Raw genomic sequence first — 20,433 nt, forward strand, 5'->3', positions numbered from 1 at the left:
GCACCCGCTGCCCGGGCGCTTCAAGGACTACATCGCCATGCCCAAGCCCAACGGCTACCAGTCGCTGCACACGACGGTCATCGGCTCGGACGCGCGGCCCATCGAGATCCAGATACGCACGTACGAGATGCACGACCGCGCGGAGTACGGCATCGCCGCCCACTGGCTCTACAAGAAGGCCGGCAACTCCGAGGGCAACATGTCGAGCTCCGACAAGGACATCGACAGCCAGATCAACTGGATTCGCCGCAGCCTGGACTGGGCCACGGACGACGACATGGGCGACGCGACCGAGTACCTGAACAACCTCAGGGTCGACCTCTTCGAGGACGAGATCTTCGTCTTCACGCCCAAGGGCGACGTCATGAGCCTGAGGCGCGACTCGACCCCGCTCGACTTCGCCTACGCCGTGCACACCGAGATCGGCAACCACTGCGTGGGGGCCAAGGTCAACGGCGCTGTGGTGCCGCTCACGTACCACCTGCAGAGCGGCGACCGCATCGAGGTCCTCACCAACAAGAACTCCAAGCCGAGCCGAGACTGGCTCAACATCGTGGCGACGCCCTCGGCAAAGGCCAAGATCCGCAAGTACTTCACGGCCGCGAGCAAGAACGACGACGCGGAGCAGGGCAGGAGCGACGTCGCGCACGAGCTCCGCAAGCGCGGCTACGGCATCAGCAACCCCCGCACCGTCAAGGCGATCGACGAGGTCGTGCAGCAGCTCGACTACGTGCGCGTGGACGACCTGTTTGCCGCCGTGGGCTCCAACAAGGTGAGCTCCAAGCAGATCGCCAACCGCATCGAGGCGGCGCTCGGCAAGGACAGCGCGGAGACCCAGGCACAGCGCGAGAAGGACGCGGCCAAGCAGAAGGCGATCGAGGACGACATGCCGCTCGCCCCGCTCGCGGGCAACAGCCGTGCCCTCAGGAAGCGCCGCCAGAACAACTGCGGCGTCGTCGTGAAGGGCGACCCGGACCTCCTGGTCCACCTCGCGCACTGCTGCAACCCCGTTGCCGGCGACGAGATCGTGGGCTTCGTCACGCGCGGCCGCGGCGTGTCCGTCCACCGTGCGAGCTGCCCCAACGTGAAGGGGCTAATGGCGCATCCCGAGCGCATGATCGACGTTGAGTGGGACGCGACGGGCGCCACGGAGTTCCAGGTGGAGATCGTCGTGGAGGCCACGGACAGGATGGGCCTCCTCAAGGACGTGACCATCGCGATCGGCGACTCCGGCGGCAACATCCTCTCCGCGGCCACGCAGACCGCGAAGTCGGGCACGGCGCGCCTGCGCTTCCTGATAGCGATATCCGACGCCTCGCGCCTCGCGCCGCTGCTGGCGTCCGTCGGCCGGGTGCCCTCGGTCTACAGCGCGCGGCGCATCCTGCCTGGCGAGGGTGCCAACCAGATGAAGAGGAGGGTCTGATGGCAGACCACTGCGACGACCACGAGGGCTGCTGCTGCGGCGGGCACCACGACCATGACGACGGCTGCTGCGGCGGGCACGGTCACGGCGGCGGGTGCTGTGGGGGCGGCTGCCAGGACGACGGCCGCGACCAGATCGCGATGTTCGTGGTCGGCCCGATAGAGACGAACTGCTACGCGTACATCTCGCAGGGCGAGTGCATGGTGGTGGATGCCGGCGACTCGGGTAAGGCCATCTTCGAGCACCTGCCCGAGGGCGTCCGCGTCAAGTACATCGTGGCGACGCACGGCCACGGCGACCACGTCGGCGGCGTGAGGGCCCTCGAGGAGGCCACGGGCGCCCCCTTCGCCATGAGCCCAAGGGACGTCGAGATGGCGAGCCACGCGAGCGAGAAGAACGAGCTCGGCCTCTCGTATGACGACGACGCGCCGACGCCCGACATCGAGTTGGGCGAGGGTGACACGCTCCAGGTGGGCACGGCGAGCTTCAGGGTGCTCGAGGCACCGGGACACACGCCCGGTGGCCTCGTCCTTCTAGGCTCGGGCAGTGCCGATCACATCTGCTTCGTGGGCGACACGCTGTTCAAGGGTTCGGTGGGACGCACGGACATCTCGGGCGGGGACCAGGCGGCCCTGGAGGGGACGCTCGCACGCCTCAAGCGCGAGATTCCGCCGCACACCAACGTGTTCTGCGGGCACGGCGACCCAACGACCATGGAGGACGAGCTTGCGCAGAACCCGTACCTTCGCTAATTGTTGCGTGGGCGTGGGATAAGCTCTGGTATAGTTCATTCACGCGAGACCTTAGTGGTGTGCCCGAGTGGCGGAATTGGCAGACGCGGCAGACTCAAAATCTGCTACCGGCGACGGCGTGTGGGTTCGAGTCCCACCTCGGGCACCAGATCCAATGGCGAAGGTTCCTCGCTGGATGGCATTGCGCATTCGGCCGGGATTGTCTGCAACTTGTGAAGTGGAGCATGTTGGCGGATGTCGCTTGCAACGTGGGCGTCCAACCGCTAACATGCTCTAAGTGTTTTGCAAAGCGGGGCTTGCGCCCCCACCTACACGGCGCGAAAGCAGCTGTCTGGTCAGACAAAGATATCTTGTCCGCCTTCGTGGCGGCCCTTGTCTCCTGGATGCTGTTGGCCAGGAGTTTTTTTATGCGGCGCAAGGCCGCGGGGAAGGGAAGGTGTCAAAGATAGCCAAGAATCAGGGTCCTCGTATCAACGACGAGATCAACGCACGTACTTGCCGTCTGATTGGTGTTGACGGCTCGCAGCTTGGCCTGTTCGGGATTCGCGACGCACAGCGCATCGCAGACGAGCAGAACCTTGACCTCGTGGAGATCGCTCCCAACGCGGAGCCTCCCGTCTGCAAGGTCATGGACTATCGCAAGTTCAAGTACGAGCAGGACCGCAAGGCCAAGGCCGCTCGAAAGAAGCAGGTCAAGGTCGAGGTCAAGGAAATGAAGTTCAGGCCCAAGATTGACGTGGGCGACTATACGACCAAGAAGAACCACGTCATGCGCTTCCTCAAGAAGGGCGCTCGAGTCAAGGTCACGATCATGTTCCGCGGTCGCGAGATGGCTCATCCGGAGCAGGGCCTCAACGTCCTGAATAGGCTTGCAGACGACCTGAAGCCGTATGCGACGGTCGAGTCGAAGCCTAAGATGGAAGGTCGTAACATGCACATGCTCGTCGCCCCCATCAAGGGCGCCTTTGACGAGAAGGCACCTGAGGACGACACCGAGAGTGAGAAGGAGAACTAGCATGCCCAAGATGAAGACGCACAAGGGTTCGGCAAAGCGTTTCCGCCGCACCGGAACCGGCAAGATCATGCGCGCGAAGGCCTTCAAGAGCCACATCCTGACCAAGAAGTCCCAGAAGCGCATCCGCGGCTTCCGCAAGGAGACCGAGCTTGCCCCCGCGGACGTCAAGGTCGTTTCGCAGCGCATGGGCACGAAGTAGTCAGGCGCGCACGCGTCATCAGAATCGCATTTCCAAGGAGTTGATTAGATATGGCACGAGTGAAGCGCGCTGTTGCCGGCCGCAAGAAGCGTCAGACCCTGGTGGAGCGCACCAAGGGCTACTATGGTACCTCCTCCCGCACCTTCCGCGGCATGAAGGAACAGGCCCAGCACAGTGGCCAGTACCAGTACCGTGATCGTCGCAACAAGAAGCGCGACATCCGCGCTCTGTGGATTCAGCGCATCAACGCTGCGGCCCGCATGAATGACCTCTCCTACAGCAAGTTCATGCACGGCCTGAAGCTCGCCGGCGTCGAGCTCGACCGCAAGGTCCTCGCTCAGGTCGCCTACGAGGACGAGGCCGCGTTCGCGGACCTCGCCGAGGTCGCCAAGAAGGCTCTCGCCGACGCCGAGTAGTCGACGGAGATATCGCATTTCAAGCGGGACCCATGGACGCCATGGGTCCCGCTCTTTTATGACGGTCAGTCTATCGAGAGGTCGTCGAGCGCGCAGGCGAACTCCAAGGGACTCGAAAGGTCGTCGGCAAGCTCGTCCTGACGCCCCTCCGCCTTCAGCGCGAGGAAGAGCTTCCTGACCTTGGCAAGCGTCTCCTCCAGGGCCTCTCGCGCGCCATCCTCGCGCTCGCGCTCGAGGAGTCCCTCGAGGAGCCCCCTCTCGTCCAGGATGGAGACGACGTCCGGCATGTGGAGCTCACGAGCGGCCAGCACGTCGGCGAGCCATCCCAGGTACGGTTCTGGCGACTGATCGAAAGGCGGCAATTCGCTCGTGGGGCCGTCATCCCCGTGAGCGGGGCGGATACGGGCGGCATCACACGCTCTTGCAGAACGGTTGCGGAATACCTCCGTCACGACGCGCGCCTCGAGGTCGTGGGCGAGCATGGCCGAGAAGAGCCTCTCGTCGCGCTCGAGTACGTCGATTACGTCGTGGTTTGGATGGCGAGCTGCGTCAGATGGCATCACGTGCAGTCCCTTCGTCGCGGTTGATGGTGCGAGAAGGGTACGGCACGGGCCTTTCGGGAGGCTTTCGCTGTCTTGCGCGAGACTTTGGCGTTTGGTCAAAACGAGCAAATCGGCTGGTAGATGAGTCGCCTAGGAGCGATGGTGAATCTTATCGGGGTGGGACTCCTCGAACTTCTCCTCTTCTTGTTCAAATTCGGGGTCCTGTGGGCTCACAAGCTCGTCCTGACCGGTCGAGGGGTCGGTGTGGTGCAGGAGCACGGGGCGGAAGAGGTGGAGTCTTGCGGCGATGACGGCGGAGATGACCAGGAGCACTGCGAAGATTGCGATGCGTGGCATGACTGAGACCTGCGTCATGGCGAACGTGCCGAGGCAGAGGAGGGCGGTCCAGGCATACATGAGCAGCACCGCCTGGCGCTGGTTGAAGCCCTCGGCTATGAGACGGTGGTGGATGTGGCCACGGTCCGCCTGGCCGATGCTGACGTGGGCGCGCTTGCGGCGGACGATGGCCGAGAACGTGTCGATGATGGGGATGCCCGCGATCACGAGGGGCACGATGATGGTCGTGAGGCCGGCGACGCGCGTCACCGAGAGCATGGAGACGACGCCGAGGGTGTAGCCGAGCAGGAGCGAGCCGGAGTCACCGAGGAAGATGCTCGCGGGGTTGAAGTTGTAGCGGAGGAACCCGAGCGTCGAGCCGCTCAGGGCTATTGCGAGCGCGGCGGCGTCAGTGCGACCCGACATGACGGAGAGCGCGAACATGGTGAGGCTCGCTATGCAGGCGAGGCCCGACGCGAGCCCGTCGAGGCCGTCGATCAGGTTGAAGATGTTCACGTATGCCACGAGGTAGACGATCGTGATGGGATACGTCCACACGCCCAGGTAGAAGGCCCCCTCGGTGGCGGGGTTGACGATGACCCCGATGACGACGCCCGAGGCGACGGCGATGAGCGCCGCGATGACCTGGCCGGCGAGCTTCTGGAGGGGCTTGAGCTGGAAGACGTCGTCCAGGAGGCCGGTGACGAATATCGCGACGAACCCCAGCGCGAGGAGGCGGTAGTTGACGTTCTGGAGGTGCGGCGCCGGCGAGAGGATCATGGGCCAGTTCAGGTACTTTGTGCCCAGGTACTGCACGACGAAGGCCGCTACGATTCCGAGGAAGACCGCTATGCCGCCCATCCTGGGAATCGGCACCTTGTTGATGCGGCGCTTGTCCGGATAGTCGACGGCGTTCGCCCTCCAGGCTATGCGCCTGGCGAGGGGTGTGGTGAGAAGGGCGGCGAACAGGGATGCGAGGAAGAGACACAGGTATGGCAGCCAAGGCCTGTACATGTACGCTCCCTCCGGATGCTCCTCGTCCAACTCGCCTACATGCCAATGATACAGGAACGCATGGATTTCACGTGCGGGCGGGCCCCGAATGCGGAAACGACCCACCAAAATGGAAACGGCCCACCATTTGGCGGGCCACATAGACTTATGTTGGCAGGAAGGGCCGGCAAGTCAAGACTGTATTTTGGCGGTGGGTCCCCTATAGTCATAAGTGTCGTTCCCCTGCGGAAACAACTGGGTGAACCGACAAGCGTTTTGAGGGAGCCCACATATCGTCCCCATTACAGGCATCCTCCGTTGTTGAGGAAGCTGGAAAAGGCGATGAGGGCACCCACCTTTGAGAGGTGGGTTCATTTCGCAACCGCAGGGGACGACTTTTCTGCCGAATGCACGGAAGGGACGTGGGAGTCCGGCAGTCCGGAGCCGTCGATTCCGCGCCCCAAAATATGTTCGAGATTTTGGGTTGACAGCGTCGCGGGTTCTTGCAACAATACTTCTCGCGCGTTTTGCACTGGGGATGTAGCTCAGCTGGGAGAGCGCTGCCTTCGCAAGGCAGAGGCCGAGGGTTCGAATCCCTTCATCTCCACCATTTGTAACGTAGGCCCGGATGTCATGCATCCGGGCTTTTTTGTATGTGGGGGCAGCATGGAAGTCGACTTTGGTCTGTACGATCGCTGCGAGCTCTGTCCCAGGAGGTGCCGCGCGCGGCGCTCTGACGGGAAGGCCGGGCTCTGCGGCGCCACGTCCACGCTGAGGGTCGCGCGCTCTGCGCTCCACTTCTGGGAGGAGCCCCCAATATCGGGAACCTCCGGGTCCGGCGCGATCTTCTTCACGGGCTGCCCGCTCAGGTGCGTGTTCTGCCAGAACCACGAGATCTCCCAGGAGGGCTTCGGGCTCGAGGTCACGACCGAGCGCCTTGCCCAGATGATGGTCGAGCTGATGGAGAAGGGCGCGAACAACATCAACCTGGTAACGCCCCTCCACTTTGCGCCGCACGTGCGCAAGGCTATCCTCGAGGCTCGCTCTGCGGGCATGGATCTGCCCATCGTCTGCAACACCTCCGGATACGAGCGCACGGAGGTAGTGCGCGCCATGTCCGACGTTGTCGACATCTGGCTGACGGACTTCAAGTACTCGTCGGATGCGGTGTCCGGAAGGCTCTCCGCGGTGCCCGACTACGCCGAGCGGGCCACGGAGGCGCTGCGCGAGATGCTCGCGTCGCTCAGGAGCGCCGGTGGGCGCAGGCTCAACAAGGACGGCATCATGCAGCGCGGCATCATCGTGCGGCACCTTGTGCTGCCCGGACACGTGGACGACTCCCTGGCAGTGCTCGACCGCGTGTGGGACGTCTGCGGGAACGAGGCCGACCTCTCCGTCATGAACCAGTACACCCCCAACGCGGAGTGCAGGAGCCGTGGAGGCGACCTGGCGCGGTCCGTCACGAACGACGAGTACGAGACCGTTCTCGACCACGCTGATGACCTGGGCTTCGAGAACCTGTGGTGGCAGCAGGGCGGCACCGTGTCGGAGAGCTTCGTGCCGGCGTTTGACGCGACGGGCGTGAGGGGCCCGGAGCTGGGACGCTAGAGTTGGGTACCATTAGGCCGTAGTCAGGGGCGCCGCGAACGGAGGCGGCGCACTCACGGGAAGTGGGGGATAGCATGGCGGATTCCACCAAGCCGCTAAGCGACGACGAGCGCAGAGAGCTCGAGGAGCTCCGTGCCGAGAAGGCCCGCAAGGAGCAGGAACGGAAGGCGCGCAGGGACCGCGCCGAGCTCGAGCGCCTCAAGGCCGAGCGCAAGCGCGCGATGGCCGAGACCGAGCGCGACAGGCGCGCACGCGAGCTGGGCGAGAGGAACGCCCGCCTCATGGAGCCGGACGAGGACCTCAACATGCCGAAGGGCCAGAAGGTCGTGCTCGTGAGCCTCGCGATACTGGTCGTCGCCATCATCCTCGTCACGGTGTTGGGCCATTAGCCACGCCCTTCTCGCCCTGAGTGGTACCCTTCTGATATTGGATAGCGTTTTTGCGAACTTGTCCAAGCAGAGGAGACTGCAATGGCATTGACCGACGCGACGAAACCGACTGACGTTTCGCTTAACACTGACCTGTACGAGCTGACCATGGCCCAGGGGTTCTGGGAGTCAGGGCTCGTGGACGCTGAGGGATGCTTCAACGTCTTCTTCCGTGAGGCGCCGTTTGGCGGCGGCTACGCCGTGGCGTGCGGAATGGGGCAGATCGCGGACCTGGTCGAGAACTTCGTGTTCGACGACGACTCGATCGCGTACCTCGCAAGCGTCCAGGCTCCCGGCGGAGGCCCCATGTTCAAGAAGGGCTTCCTCGACTACCTGCGCGACTTCAGGATGAGGGTCTCGGTGTGGGCCGTGCCCGAGGGCGACCTCGTGTTCCCGCGCGAGCCGATGGTGAGGGTCGAGGGCCCGCTCATCGACTGCCAGCTGCTCGAGACCGCGCTCCTGAACCTCGTGAATTTCCAGACGCTCGTCGCCACAAAGACGGCGCGCGTCGTGCACGCGGCCGAGGGCCATCCCGTGTCCGACTTCGGCCTGCGCCGCGCTCAGGGTCCCGACGGCGGCCTCGCGGTCGCGAGGGCGTCCTACATCGGCGGCGCCAGCTCCACGTCGAACGTGCTCGCCGGCAAGATCTACGGCATCCCCGTCTTCGGCACGCACGCGCACTCCTGGGTCATGGCGTTTCCCACCGAGCTCGACGCGTTCCGCGCGTTTGCGAAGAGCAGCCCCAAGAACTGCGTCCTTCTCCTCGACACCTATGACGTGCACCAGGGCATCAAGAACGCCATCACCGTCGCGAAGGAGATGGAGCAGGCGGGGGAGCGGCTCGCGGCCATCCGCATAGACTCCGGCGACCTCGCCAAGCTCTCCAAGGAGACGCGCGCCGCCTTCGACGCGGCCGGTCTCGACTACGTCAAGATCTCCGTCTCGAACGACCTCGACGAGTACACCATCCAGTCGCTCTTTGCGCAGGGCGCGCCCATCGACTCCTTTGGCGTGGGCACCAAGCTCGCGACCTGCGACCCGCAGCCGTCGCTCGGCGGCGTGTACAAGCTCTCCGCCACGCGTCCCTCCGCGGACGAGCCGTGGGACCCCGTCATCAAGCTGTCCGAGATGGCGTACAAGCGCACGATTCCCGGCATCCAGCACATCACGCGCTTTTACGACGAGGCGGGCTGCCCCGTGGGCGACATGATCGTGGACGACTCCGTGAGGAGCGGCGACGGCGACGCGAACATGGTCGACGTGCTCGACGAGCTCATGACCTACGACATGGGTGGCTACGAGTCGCGCGAGCTCATGGAGCAGGTGGTCGAGAAGGGCAAGCGCTCCAAGGAGCCGGACACCATCGAGCAGGCGAAGGCCCGCTGCCGCGAGGCCGTCATGAGGCTCGACCCCGCCGTCAGGCGCTTCCTGAACCCGCAGATCTACCCGGTGGGACTGGAGCCCGGCCTCGCCAAGCTGAGGAGTGACCTCACGCGCGCGGAGCGCAGGGACTCGGCGCGCCACTAGGCGCGCCGGATATGGGTCGTGACGTGGGGTTTGGCACGGCGGTCTGCTAGACTGTCTGCAAATGTCTGCGTCACGCAGGAACATGCATCGTGTGGCAAGAGCTAAGGAGACAACATGCCCGAGACCATAGAGGACCTTGTAAAGCAAGCGATCGAGGCGGCGCAGTCCGCCGGCGACCTTCCCGAGTTCGAGGTGAGGGAGTACGGCGTCGAGCGCCCGGCGGACACCAGCAACGGTGACTGGAGCTCCACGGTCGCGATGCGCTCCGCACGCCTCGCCCACATGGCCCCCGCGAAGATCGCCCAGGCGATCGTGGCCCACATGCCCAAGAGCAACGAGGTCGCGAAGGTCGAGGTCGCAGGCCCGGGCTTCATCAACTTCTACCTCAACGCGTCGGCAAACAACGAGGTCTTCCAGGAGGTGCGCGAGAAGGGCGCCGATTGGGGCCGCTCCGACGAGGGCAAGGGCCTCAAGATCAACTACGAGTTCATCTCCGCGAACCCCACCGGCCCGCTCCACGTCGGCCACGGCCGCTGGGCCGCGCTGGGCGACTCCATGTGCAACGTGCTCGACTTCGCTGGCTATCACGTGGACCGCGAGTACTACATCAACGACCACGGCTCCCAGATGGACGTCTTCGGCCGCTCCGTCCAGAGGCGCTACCTGCAGCTCGAGCAGATCATGAAGGATGACGGCTGCGACCTGGACGCCGCGCACGACAAGCTGATCGCGGACCGCGAGGCCTACGTCGCCGACGAGGACGACGAGCACCCCGAGACGCACCCGTTCATGGATACCTTCAACGAGGAGCTGGGCGGCAACTCCTACGGCGGCGACTACATCGTCGACATTGCCCGCGAGTTCGTGGAGAAGGACGGGGACAAGTGGGTCGACGTTCCCGTGGAGGAGTCGCTCGAGCAGTTCCGCGAGCGCGCGTACCAGTCGATGCTTGCCCGCATCAAGGCGACGTGCCACGAGGTGCGCTGCGACTTCGACCTGTGGTTCTCGGAGCGCTCCCTGTACGTGAAGGACGAGTCCGGCACCTCTCAGGTCGACCGCGCCTTCCAGAAGCTCGACAAGATGGGCTACCTCTACAAGACCGACGACGGCGCCCTGTGGTTCAAGTCGACCGCCTTTGGCGACGACAAGGACCGCGTCCTCATCAAGTCGAACGGCGAGTACACCTACTTCGCCTCCGACGTCGCCTACCACTGGAACAAGTTCCAGCGTGACGACTACTCCATCGACCTGTGGGGCGCCGACCACCACGGCTACATCGCCCGCGTCACCAACGTGTGCGACGCCCTGGGTTACCCCGGCAAGTTCGAGGTCGACCTCGGCCAGTTCGTGAACCTGCTCCGCAACGGCGAGCCCGTGCGCATGTCCAAGCGCAAGGGAACCATGATCACCTTCCAGGAGCTGATCGACGAGGTTGGCGTCGACGCGACGCGCTACACGCTCGTGTCCAAGTCCTCCAACCAGACCATCGACTTCGACATCGAGGCCGTTAAGCAGCGCAACAACACGAACCCCGTCTACTACGTGCAGTACGCCCACGCCCGCGTGTGCTCCATCCTGCGCAAGGCCGCCGGCGTCACTGAGGACGAGGCGCTCGAGATGGGCATGGAGAAGGTCGCCCAGAAGGCTATCGGCGACTCCGTGGACCTGTCGCTCCTGACCGACCCGACCGAGGCCGCGCTCGCCCGCAAGATCTCCGAGTTCCCGGACCTCGTGCTTGGCTGCGCCCGCGACCGCGCACCGTTCCGCCTGACGCACTTCTGCGAGGAGCTCGCGGGTGCCTTCCACGGCTTCTACGCGAACTGCCAGGTGCTCCCCAGCGAGGGACGTCCCGTCGAAGAGGCGCTCTCCAAGGCACGCCTGTGCGCGTGCGACGCGGTTCGCATCAACCTGGAGGTCGCGCTCAAGCTGATCGGAGTGTCCGCGCCGGACGTGATGTAGGCATTTAAGCGTACGTTCTTCTCGCCCAAATCTTTCTACTTCGTAACGTTACGGGCGGGATTGAGCGCTCTGAGCCGTTTGCTTAATTCAATGTTGTATTGTGTCCCTAAGGCGGCACATGCAAATATAGGTGCGCCTATCGCTTGTAGCGGGGCGCACCTTGCATATGCGTGCAGTGTGATACGCAACGATGAGAGCGGCGGTTTTTATGGACGCGAAGGAATACTTGTCGATTCGCAAGGCCTACAACCTCGTACGGCAGGGCGAGGACAAGGCCGAGAGGCTCTCCTTCTCGGAGTTCTCCATACTCTGCCGCCTGGCCAACTGCGAGGGCGGCATGAGGACCTCGGACATCGCGGACTACCAGCACGTGCTGCGTCCGACGATGACCCATAGGACTAAGCACCTCGCGACGCAGGGACTGATCATCCGCGACCAGGGAAGCGCAGACAAGCGCAACATCTTCTGCTCCATATCGGAGAAGGGCTACGAGGTTGTGGACTCGCTCTGCGAGAAGACCCGCTCGTCCATCAAGCCGACCGAGCCGCTCTCGCGCACGACCGCCCTGCGCGTGAGGGCCTACGTGGACGCCATGGGGTCCATATCGTGCGACGCGAGCGAGCTCATCCTGCTGGGCATCAAGTCGCTTGGCGGCGGTGCGCACACGATCAGCGAGCTGGTGGGGAGCCTTGGGCTCCTGCAGCCTACGGTGTCCATGTCGGTATCCGCGCTCGAGGAGGAGGGCTACGTGGAGCGCCTGGGCAAGAGCCGCCACGGCTTCCGCGTGGGCCTCACGGACCAGGGCCGGGAGATTGCGGACGACATCGAGAACGAGATCGGCTCGCTCGTGGTAAGGCGCCGTCGTCGCGGCAGCCAGGAGCAATAGATCAAGAAGCGTGAAGTGCGGGTCCCCTGGGCCCGCATTTTTCATGCCTTCCGCGCGGCATGGTTTCTGCTGCGCTTGGCTTCTTGTGCCTTCACACCTGCAATATTTTTAGTTTTGCATCTGCACGCAAAATGGTATAGTGACGCTGTATTTGCGCATGGTCGCAGTTTTTATCGCACGCAAGCCCAAATCCCACTCGGTATCCAATGAGCCCTGGTCACAAAGACGCCAGATGGCATGTGTATGATGCCGGAATCGTAACCAGACGGGCCTGCGTGTCGCACGAGAGACATCAAGAAGGGTCTTGAATGACAGAGGATAACCAAGTCACCGGCACGGGCGTGCCGGAGGGCGCGGGCATTGACGGCGGCTCCACCGAGGAGAAGCCCAAGCGCCGCAGGCGCGTCACGAGGCGCGCGGAGAAGATCGAGGAGGCCGCCTCGCAGGCAGCCTCGGGCGAGGATGCCCAGGACGGGGCCGAGGCAAAGCCGCGCAGGACGCGCAGGCGTGCCGCCAAGGGCGATGGCGCCGTCGAGAGCCAGCCAGAGGCCATGGGAGCCGAGCAGGCGGCCGGCGACGCGGAGCCGGAGCAGAGGCCCGCAAGGAGGCGCGGCAGGCCGCGCAAGAGGCAGGCTGCCGAGGATACCGGTGCCGAGCAGGCTTCTTCCACGGAGGAGCAGAACGCCCTGGACGTGCCGAAGCCGCGCCGCAGGGGCCGCAAGCCCAAGACGGAGGACGAGGTGCACGCCGTGGACGACATGACGCGCGCCACGCAGGAGGCGACGCACGCCACGGCCGAGGTCATGGCAGCGCCCGCCGCGACGCTCGCGGAGGCCGACGCCGCCGAGGCCACCGGGAGATCCTCCAACGGGCACGAGGGTGACGCAGGCCGCGACGACCGCCCCACGGACGAGCAGGGTCGGGGCGAGAAGGACGAGCGTCCGTCCCAGGACGACGACCGCAACGACCGCCCCAACCACCGTCGCCGCCGCCACAACGGCAGGCAGCAGGACAACGGCCAGGGCCAGAACGGCAACCAGAGCCAGAAGCAGGGCAGGAACCAGCGCCGCCGCAACCGCAAGAACAACCAGCGCGAGCAGAGCGTCGAGCCCACGCTCTCGCGCGACGAGGTCGCGCAGATGAAGGTCGCAGACCTTCGCAAGAAGGCGGCGGAGCTCGACATCGAGTACGTGGGCCTGCGCAAGAAGGAGCTGGCCGAGGCCGTGTACGAGGCCGCTGCCTACGCTGAGGGCTTCAGGCCCGTCGAGGGCGTGCTGGAGTTCCAGAACGAGGGATACGCCTACGTCCGCACCGGCAACTACATGCGCGGCGACAACGACGCCTTCGTGCACCAGCAGATGATCAGGCAGTACGGCCTGCGTCCCGGCGACAAGGTGAAGGGCAGCGTCTCTCCCGCAAAGGCGGGCAACAAGTACCCGCCGCTGCACACGATCGAGCTCATCAACGACCGCGCCCCCGAGGAGGCCAAGTCGCGCCCACGCTTCCGCGACCTCACGCCCATCTATCCCAACGAGCGCCTCGTGATGGAGCACGGCAAGGACTCCATCACCGGACGCGCCATCGACCTTGTGGCGCCCATCGGCAAGGGCCAGCGCGGCCTCATCGTGTCGCCCCCCAAGGCGGGCAAGACCACGGTCCTCAAGAAGATCTGCCAGTCCATCGCGGCCAACAACCCCGAGGTGCACCTGTTCTGCCTGCTCGTGGACGAGCGTCCCGAGGAGGTCACGGACATGGAGCGCTCCATCAGGGGCGAGGTCGTGGCATCCACGTTCGACATGCCGGCGTCCAACCACACGGCCGTGTCCGAGCTCGTGATCGAGCACGCGAAGCGCCTGGTCGAGATGGGCGAGGACGTCGTGGTCGTGCTCGACTCCATCACGAGGCTCGCCCGTGCGTACAACCTCGCGGCCCCCGCGTCCGGCAGGATCCTCTCGGGCGGCGTCGATTCCGCGGCGCTGTACCCGCCCAAGAAGTTCCTGGGCGCGGCGCGCAACATCGAGAACGGCGGCTCGCTCACCATCCTCGCGTCCGCGCTCGTCGACACGGGCTCCAAGATGGACGAGGTCATCTTCGAGGAGTTCAAGGGCACGGGCAACATGGAGCTCAAGCTCGACCGCGAGCTGGCCGACCGCAGGATCTTCCCGGCCATCGACCCCGTCGCCTCCGGCACGAGGAACGAGGACCTGCTGATCGATCCCAGCATGCAGCCGTTCGTCTGGGGCATCCGCAGGCTCCTGGCAAACATGAACAACACGGAGCGCGCCGCCCAGGCCCTGGTGCGCGGCCTCAAGGCCACCAACGACAACGAGGAGTTCCTCATCCGCTCCGCGAAGAAGGCCCAGCAGACGGAGTTCGCCGTCTAGCGGGCACCCAAGCGAGGCAAAGGCAAGCCGCCGAGAAGGACGCGTCGTCCCTCTCGGCGGCTTTGTTCTTGGTCCGGTCCCTGGTGCCCGCTAGCGCCTGTCTGCCGTGCGCATGGGCTCCCACATGCCCATGAACATGTCCTCGAGCTCCATGCTCACGCTGGCGGGCAGGAGCTTGGTGATGACGTGGGCCGCCCACATGTCTGCGGAGGGTATGCAGAGCGCGTGTCCGAGCACGGCGGAGCGGATGGCCCTGCGCACGACCTTGTCCACGGGGCTGAAGCCGATGCGGCACATCTTGCGCGCGACCTCGCTGTCGTTTGGCTTGTCCAGGAAGCCCGTGCGCATGAACTTGGGGCAGAGCGCCGTGATGTGTATGCCCGTGCCGTGGAGCTCGTGGTCGACGGTGCGCGAGAACTCGAGCACGAAGGACTTGGTGGCGCTGTACACGGAGAGCCTGGGCTGGGGGATGACGCCTGCGATGGATGCGAGGTTGATGATCCTGGAGCCGGGTCCCATGTGGGGGAGCACGAGGTAGCAGCACTCGACCACGGCAAGGCAGTTGAGCCTCACCATGTCGAGGGTGTCCTTCTCGCCTATGGTGTTGAAGTCGCCGAACTTGCCAAAGCCCGCGCTGTTGACGAGCCACTGCACGCGCGGGCGCTCGCCGTCGAGCTCCGCGGAGATCGTCTTGAACGAGTCCTCGTTCGTGAGGTCGAGCGCGAGCACCCGCGTCGGCGTCTTGCACGTGCCTGCGATGTCCTCCAGGACCTCGCGACGGCGCGCCACGAGCCAGATCTCGTCCAGCGGACCGCCCGCGCCCTGGTCGAACTGCCTCACGAACTCGCGGCCCACGCCGGATGAGGCGCCTGTCACTATCGCAATGGATTTCGCCATGTTTTGCCCCCTGTATTTGGGCCCGAGCCTTGAAAATCGGCTGGGTTTGGCTAATATCAAACACAGTCTAGGGAATCTGCCCCGACTGCATAATACGACGGTAAACGAAGATAAGACGCAGCACGCCGTTGTCTCTGCCAGTGGCCGCATCCGTGGGGTCCAGTTGGCGTTTCGCTTCGTGTCCGTCCCACGTGCGGGGGCCTTGCGGGAGGAGCGACGCAATGTTCATGGCAAGGAGGAACCCGGCCGTCGTGGCGGGGCTTCTTGGCGCGCTTGGGGTCTCCGTCCCCAGCGTCGCGGAGGCCGCGACGCCCCTCCAGCTCGCATCGGACCTCGGACGCGACGCGCTCGCGAACCCCGCGGTCACCTTCGCGCTGGGCTGCGTCACGGGCGCGGCGATCGTGGGCGTGACGGCCGCCGCACGGCGCAAGGGCGAGAAGGACGCACAGGCCGAGGAGGCGGAGGAGGCCCCCACGCTCGTGCTCAACGTAGCCGCGCGGTCTGGCAATGCCACCGTTGGTGCCCCTTCCAATGAGAGCGCGGTTCCCGCGCCTTCGTACCAGGCATGCCAGGACCATCCGGACGAGCCCGTCGCGGACGTGGCGACGGTTGGGCCCGAGGATGGCGTCTCCCACCCCGCGCGTTCCATCAACCAGGAGATCGCGTCCCGCGTGCCCTCCGTTGACAGGGAGCTGGACGACACCAACGACTACGTGAACGTGGCCGAGGACTACGTCGAGAAGCAGACGCTGCGCGAGCGCATGGCCGCGCGCGCACGCGGCGTGGCTGACGTCCTGCAGGAGCGCCTCGGCGCGGACAAGTTCGAGGGCCTCCCGATCATCGAGCGTGCGGACGGCACCGTTGGCGACGTCGGCACGAGCTGGTGGGACGCGCGTCTGGGCGACTCCGTGCGCCACGTGGGCGAGAAGGACGTCATGAAGAACCTCCCCACGGTCGAGGAGACCTCCAACGAGCTGAGCGTTCCCACGTGGATGGGGGAGGCGTCGCACGAGGCCGCCCCCGCGGCAGAAGAGCGTCCGCTCACGCCGGCCATGGAGTTCTCCCGCTCCCGCGCGGCCCGCATCGCCCAGAGCGTGCCCGAGGTCGACCAGGGCAAGTACCCCGAGCATCGCGACGCCGACGCCCTCGACCACGAGGACCTCTGGAACGTCGCGCTGCAGGCGATGGACGAGAAGATCGACAACGGCCCCCGCGTCGCGCCGTTTGTGGACGTCATCGGCGGTGCCGACACGATCGACGACCCGACGGGCCTCGAGGATCCCACGAAGTTCATCCCGTTCAGGACGCCCGCGGGCCATCCCGAGGTCGTGGACACGGAATCCTACGTAGACTACCTGATAAACGACGAGTTCTCGCGGAACGAGTCGCAGGCCGCGCGCCGGTCCTCCCGCGAGTACCTGCACGTCATCGAGGGCGGAAGCCAGAACCTCGCGAACACCGCCAAGCTCCCCAAGCGCAACCGCCCCAAGCGCGGCGCGTACAAGCCGCGCCACATGGCCGCGATGGTCAGGGAGGCGTAGCCCTTGCGTGACGAGGGGGACCGCAGCAACGTCGGAGGGTCAGAGCGGAACGGGGGCCGTGGGCGCCACGTCGCGCTCTGGCTTGCGATTGTGGCGCTCTGGCTCGTCTTCATATGGGGCCACTCGCTGGTATCCGGCGCCGCATCGCGGGGCGAGAGCTCGCGCGTGATGGTCGTCCTTCGCCCGGCCTTCCAGGCTGCGGGCGTTACGAGCACGCATACCATGACGTTCGTCATCCGCAAGACGGCGCACTTCCTCGAGTACCTCGTGCTTGGGCTTCTCTGCGGCAGGACGCGCTCGGAGGTCCTGGGACAGGGGAGAAGATCGTGCTTTCCCGCCAGCAGGGAATGCGTTTGGCAGATCTCTTCCAGCGACCTTCGCCTCGCCCTTCTCACCGTCATGGTCGGCTGCGTGGCGCCAGTCGTGGACGAGACGATCCAGGTCTTCGTGCCGGGGCGCTCGAGCCAGCTGCGCGACGTGATAATCGACCTCTGTGGCGTCCTCGTCGGGACCCTCTTGGCTGCGGCCCTGCGCAGGGTTCGCCGCGGCCACGAAGCCTAGCGCGTGTCGGGCGACACATTTGCGTCAAGCTGTCCGCCCAGGCGCACAGCGGCGTTTCCGCAGGCAGCGCGCACTTATCGCCCAGTTTTTGGCGATTACATATGTTTCCAAACGAATTCCAATGTTGCAGGAACGATAACCATTCATCGTTCAGGCACATATTCAGCGCCTGAAGCCTTAATTTCTTTTCAGGATAACTGTTGGTTGCAAGACCTTTAGTTACATGGGAGGAAAACAAATGTCTAACAACATCACGAGGCGTGACCTCTTCAAGGTCAGCGGCGCCACCGCAGTGGGCATCAGCCTCAGCTCTCTGCTCGCAGCCTGCGGCGGTTCAAGCTCCGACTCCGCCATCTCCGGCAAGACCCTCAAGGTCGGCCTCATGGGCCCGTACTCCGGCGACGTCGCTCAGTACGGCCTTGCGGTCCGCAACGGCGCGAAGCTCTACTTCAAGCAGTTCAACAAGAAGGGCGGCACCTCCACCGGCAAGAAGATCTCCCTCATCGTCCAGGACGAGAAGGGCGACGCCACCGAGGCCGTCAACGTCTACCAGAAGATGGCCGAGAGCAACGTAGTGGCCGTCCTCGGCGACGTGACCTCCACGCCCTCCATCGCAGTCGCGCAGGAGGCCGTCAAGGACAACATGCCGCTCGTCTCCGCATCCGCGACCGCGGCAGACTTCATCAAGTACGGCAAGAACGCCTTCCGCGCCTGCTACACCGACCCGTACCAGGGCAAGCTCATGGCAGACTTCGCCGCCAAGAAGGGCTACAAGACGCTCTGCACCATCTACAACTCCGGCGGCGACTACGAGAAGGGCGTGAACGACGCCTTCGTCAAGGAGGCCAAGAAGAAGGGCCTCAAGATCGCCACGCAGGAGAGCTACTCCGCCGGTGACGTCGACTTCAAGGCACAGCTCGCCAACATCATCGCCAAGAAGCCCGACGCCGTCCTCTCGCCCAACTACTACCAGGACGACGGCAAGATCGTCACCCAGGCGCGTCAGCTCGGCTACAAGGGCGTCTTCCTGGGCGCCGACGGCTGGGCGAACATCGTCGGCGGCGACGAGGACTACGCCTCCGGCAGCGACCTCGAGGGCTGCTTCTACGACACCTCCTTCGTCTCCGCGAACACGGACAAGAGCGTCCAGCAGTTCATCAAGGACTACAAGGCCGAGTACAACGCCGACCCGACCAACTTCTGCGCGCTCGGCTACGACGCCGCGATGATCCTCTGCACCGCGATCAACAAGGTCGAGAAGGCCGGCAAGGCCAAGACCTACAAGGACTACAAGCAGGCCGTCATCGACGCCATCGCCAAGGGCACCGTCAAGGGTGTGACTGGCACCATCAAGTACGAGGGCACCGGCGACCCCGTCAAGTCGACGCTGATCATCGGCTTCAAGGGCGGCAAGGAGTACATCGAGACCACCATGTAGAGGGTGGCTTCCCCAGGAACCAACCACAGAGGCGCCGAGGGTTTCTCTCGGCGCCTCACGGGGATAAGGGTGCAATGTTGCGCACACGTCCCATGCGTGGCACCCTATTGAAGTTCTGTTCAAAGGCTTACGAGAGGAAGTGTTTGCCGTGACGTTTATAACGCAGCTGCTGAACGGTCTGCAGCTCGGCAGCATCTACGCGCTCGTCGCCCTGGGCTACACGATGGTGTATGGAATCATCCTGCTCCTCAACTTCGCCCATGGCGACATCATCATGGTCGGCGCGTACATTTCTTGGATAGTGATGGCCAAGCTGGGCATGAACCCGGCAATCGCGGTCGTGCTCTCGGTCGCGGGCTGCACGCTCCTCGGCGTACTGATCGACAAGGTCGCGTACGCGCCTCTGAGAAACGCGCCCCGCCTTTCGATCCTCATCACCGCAATCGGCGTCTCGTACTTCCTTGAGAACGGGGCACAGCTGGTCTTCGGTGCGGACGCCAAGGTCGTGCCACCATTCATCAGCACGTCGACCATCAACGTCGGTGGCGCGAGCCTCTCGCTCAACGCCATCATCACCATCATCGTGACGGCGATCTCCACGGTGGTCCTCCAGCTCCTCGTGCAGAAGACCAAGCTCGGCAAGGCGATGCGCGCAGTCTCCGAGGACATGGGCGCCGCCCGCCTCATGGGCATCAACGTGAACACGACGATCTCCTTCACGTTCGCCCTCGGTTCCGCGCTCGCCGGCATCGGCGCCGTGCTCTACAGCATGGCGTACTCGCAGGCGACGCCGACCATGGGCATCATGCTCGGCACCAAGGCCTTCGTCGCGGCCGTCCTCGGCGGCATCGGCTCGATTCCGGGCGCCGTCATCGGAGGTCTGCTCGTCGGCTTCGCAGAGGTGTTCGTCTCCGCCCTCGGACTCTCCGTCTGGAAGGACGCCGTCGTGTTCCTGCTCCTCATCATCGTGCTCGTCGTGAAGCCCACGGGCATCCTCGGCCGCACGATGAACGAGAAAGTGTAAGGAGGCTAACGTGGAAGAGGACATGGCAACCAAGGGCAAGCCGATAATCACCGCCGGCTCGCCCAAGGGCTCCACCAAGCGCAAGACCATCTCCACGGGCAAGCGCTACATCATCAACACCGTGCTCACGGTGCTCGTGATCGTCATCGGCCAGATGATGATCGACAACGGCTCCATCTCGCGCTACACGGGCTCCGTGCTCGAGCAGGTCGGCATCTACATCATCATGGCCGTCTCGCTCAACATCGCGACGGGCTACCTCGGCCAGCTCCCGCTCGGCCATGCCGGCTTCATGTCCGTGGGTGGCTACTCCTGCGCAATCTTCATCATGCGCATGATGGGACCCATGCACGTGACGATGTACGACTTCATGACGGGCACCCCCGCCACGACGCTGCTCTTCGTGTGCGGCCTCATCTTCGGAGGCATCTGCGCGGCAATCTGCGGCCTCATCATCGGCATCCCGGCGCTGCGCCTCAAGGGCGACTACCTCGCCATCATCAC

At 64.7% G+C, this 20,433-nt stretch carries 19 protein-coding genes and 2 tRNA genes; 18 read left to right on the forward strand and 3 right to left on the reverse strand.

Translation table 11 applies throughout. From position 1 onward, the window contains the following. The 6 genes from ACI38Z_RS02870 to rplT all read left to right on the forward strand — a co-directional run. The coding region (locus ACI38Z_RS02870; protein WP_439788676.1) for a RelA/SpoT family protein at positions 1–1,423 on the forward strand (1,423 nt) is incomplete at its 5' end. Beyond that, positions 1,423–2,175, forward strand: coding sequence for an MBL fold metallo-hydrolase (locus tag ACI38Z_RS02875; RefSeq protein WP_439788677.1), 753 nt, complete (start codon positions 1,423–1,425; stop codon positions 2,173–2,175). The genes ACI38Z_RS02870 and ACI38Z_RS02875, both read left to right, overlap by 1 nt. Positions 2,176–2,236: 61 nt before the next feature. Continuing rightward, a tRNA-Leu gene (locus ACI38Z_RS02880) sits at positions 2,237–2,323 on the forward strand. Between the two features lie 288 nt (positions 2,324–2,611). Next, positions 2,612–3,190: a translation initiation factor IF-3 gene (gene infC, locus ACI38Z_RS02885; RefSeq protein WP_439788678.1), complete on the forward strand. Its 579-nt coding sequence runs from the start codon at positions 2,612–2,614 to the stop codon at positions 3,188–3,190. A 1-nt stretch (position 3,191) separates the two neighbouring features. Next, complete coding sequence (gene rpmI / locus ACI38Z_RS02890; RefSeq protein WP_439788679.1) at positions 3,192–3,389, forward strand: 50S ribosomal protein L35; 198 nt, start codon at positions 3,192–3,194, stop codon at positions 3,387–3,389. A gap of 50 nt (positions 3,390–3,439) precedes the next feature. Continuing rightward, positions 3,440–3,805, forward strand: coding sequence for a 50S ribosomal protein L20 (gene rplT, locus ACI38Z_RS02895; protein WP_439788680.1), 366 nt, complete (start codon positions 3,440–3,442; stop codon positions 3,803–3,805). Between the two features lie 65 nt (positions 3,806–3,870). Here the strand turns inward: rplT and ACI38Z_RS02900 are convergent, their stop codons facing one another. Both ACI38Z_RS02900 and ACI38Z_RS02905 read right to left on the reverse strand, forming a co-directional pair. Beyond that, positions 3,871–4,368, reverse strand: a complete 498-nt coding sequence (locus ACI38Z_RS02900) for a hypothetical protein (protein WP_439788681.1) — start codon at positions 4,366–4,368, stop codon at positions 3,871–3,873. Between the two features lie 129 nt (positions 4,369–4,497). Continuing rightward, entirely contained in the window at positions 4,498–5,697 is a 1,200-nt protein-coding gene (locus tag ACI38Z_RS02905) for a glycosyltransferase family 4 protein (RefSeq protein ID WP_439788682.1), read from the reverse strand. 513 nt (positions 5,698–6,210) lie between these two features. On the opposite strand from ACI38Z_RS02905, the gene ACI38Z_RS02910 reads away from it, so the two are divergent. The 7 genes from ACI38Z_RS02910 (at position 6,211) to rho (ending at position 14,468) form a co-directional block, all read left to right on the forward strand. Further along, positions 6,211–6,286, forward strand: a tRNA-Ala gene (locus tag ACI38Z_RS02910). A 56-nt stretch (positions 6,287–6,342) separates the two neighbouring features. After that, on the forward strand, positions 6,343–7,284 hold the full coding sequence (locus tag ACI38Z_RS02915; protein ID WP_439788683.1) for a radical SAM protein: 942 nt from the start codon (positions 6,343–6,345) through the stop codon (positions 7,282–7,284). A 74-nt stretch (positions 7,285–7,358) separates the two neighbouring features. Next, a complete protein-coding gene (locus tag ACI38Z_RS02920) occupies positions 7,359–7,673 on the forward strand; it encodes a hypothetical protein (RefSeq protein WP_439788684.1) in 315 nt (104 codons plus the stop codon). An 81-nt stretch (positions 7,674–7,754) separates the two neighbouring features. Continuing rightward, entirely contained in the window at positions 7,755–9,239 is a 1,485-nt protein-coding gene (locus ACI38Z_RS02925; protein WP_439788685.1) for a nicotinate phosphoribosyltransferase, read from the forward strand. Positions 9,240–9,353: 114 nt separating this feature from the next. Then, the gene (argS, locus tag ACI38Z_RS02930) at positions 9,354–11,198 is read left to right on the forward strand and encodes an arginine--tRNA ligase (RefSeq protein ID WP_439788686.1); all 1,845 of its coding nucleotides are present in this window, start codon (positions 9,354–9,356) and stop codon (positions 11,196–11,198) included. A 226-nt stretch (positions 11,199–11,424) separates the two neighbouring features. Further along, entirely contained in the window at positions 11,425–12,084 is a 660-nt protein-coding gene (locus ACI38Z_RS02935) for a MarR family transcriptional regulator (RefSeq protein WP_439788687.1), read from the forward strand. Between the two features lie 308 nt (positions 12,085–12,392). Further along, positions 12,393–14,468: a transcription termination factor Rho gene (gene rho / locus ACI38Z_RS02940; protein WP_439788688.1), complete on the forward strand. Its 2,076-nt coding sequence runs from the start codon at positions 12,393–12,395 to the stop codon at positions 14,466–14,468. 90 nt (positions 14,469–14,558) lie between these two features. Here the strand turns inward: rho and ACI38Z_RS02945 are convergent, their stop codons facing one another. Next, positions 14,559–15,365 carry an SDR family NAD(P)-dependent oxidoreductase gene (locus tag ACI38Z_RS02945; RefSeq protein ID WP_439788689.1) on the reverse strand — a complete coding sequence of 269 codons (807 nt, stop codon included), beginning with the start codon at positions 15,363–15,365 and terminating at the stop codon, positions 14,559–14,561. Between the two features lie 221 nt (positions 15,366–15,586). Here ACI38Z_RS02945 and ACI38Z_RS02950 point away from each other — a divergent pair, with 221 nt between their 5' ends. From ACI38Z_RS02950 to ACI38Z_RS02970, 5 genes are all read left to right on the forward strand, one after another. After that, on the forward strand, positions 15,587–16,906 hold the full coding sequence (locus ACI38Z_RS02950; protein ID WP_439788691.1) for a hypothetical protein: 1,320 nt from the start codon (positions 15,587–15,589) through the stop codon (positions 16,904–16,906). A 3-nt stretch (positions 16,907–16,909) separates the two neighbouring features. Continuing rightward, a complete protein-coding gene (locus ACI38Z_RS02955; protein WP_439788692.1) occupies positions 16,910–17,467 on the forward strand; it encodes a VanZ family protein in 558 nt (185 codons plus the stop codon). 238 nt (positions 17,468–17,705) lie between these two features. Continuing rightward, positions 17,706–18,905 carry an ABC transporter substrate-binding protein gene (locus tag ACI38Z_RS02960; protein WP_439788693.1) on the forward strand — a complete coding sequence of 400 codons (1,200 nt, stop codon included), beginning with the start codon at positions 17,706–17,708 and terminating at the stop codon, positions 18,903–18,905. A gap of 148 nt (positions 18,906–19,053) precedes the next feature. Continuing rightward, a complete protein-coding gene (locus tag ACI38Z_RS02965; protein WP_439788694.1) occupies positions 19,054–19,929 on the forward strand; it encodes a branched-chain amino acid ABC transporter permease in 876 nt (291 codons plus the stop codon). 10 nt (positions 19,930–19,939) lie between these two features. Next, the coding region (locus ACI38Z_RS02970; RefSeq protein WP_439788695.1) for an ABC transporter permease subunit at positions 19,940–20,433 on the forward strand (494 nt) is incomplete at its 3' end.

Origin of the sequence: Parafannyhessea sp., assembly GCF_051876455.1 — a bacterium.
In the GTDB taxonomy this organism is placed as follows: Bacteria; Actinomycetota; Coriobacteriia; order Coriobacteriales; family Atopobiaceae; genus Parafannyhessea.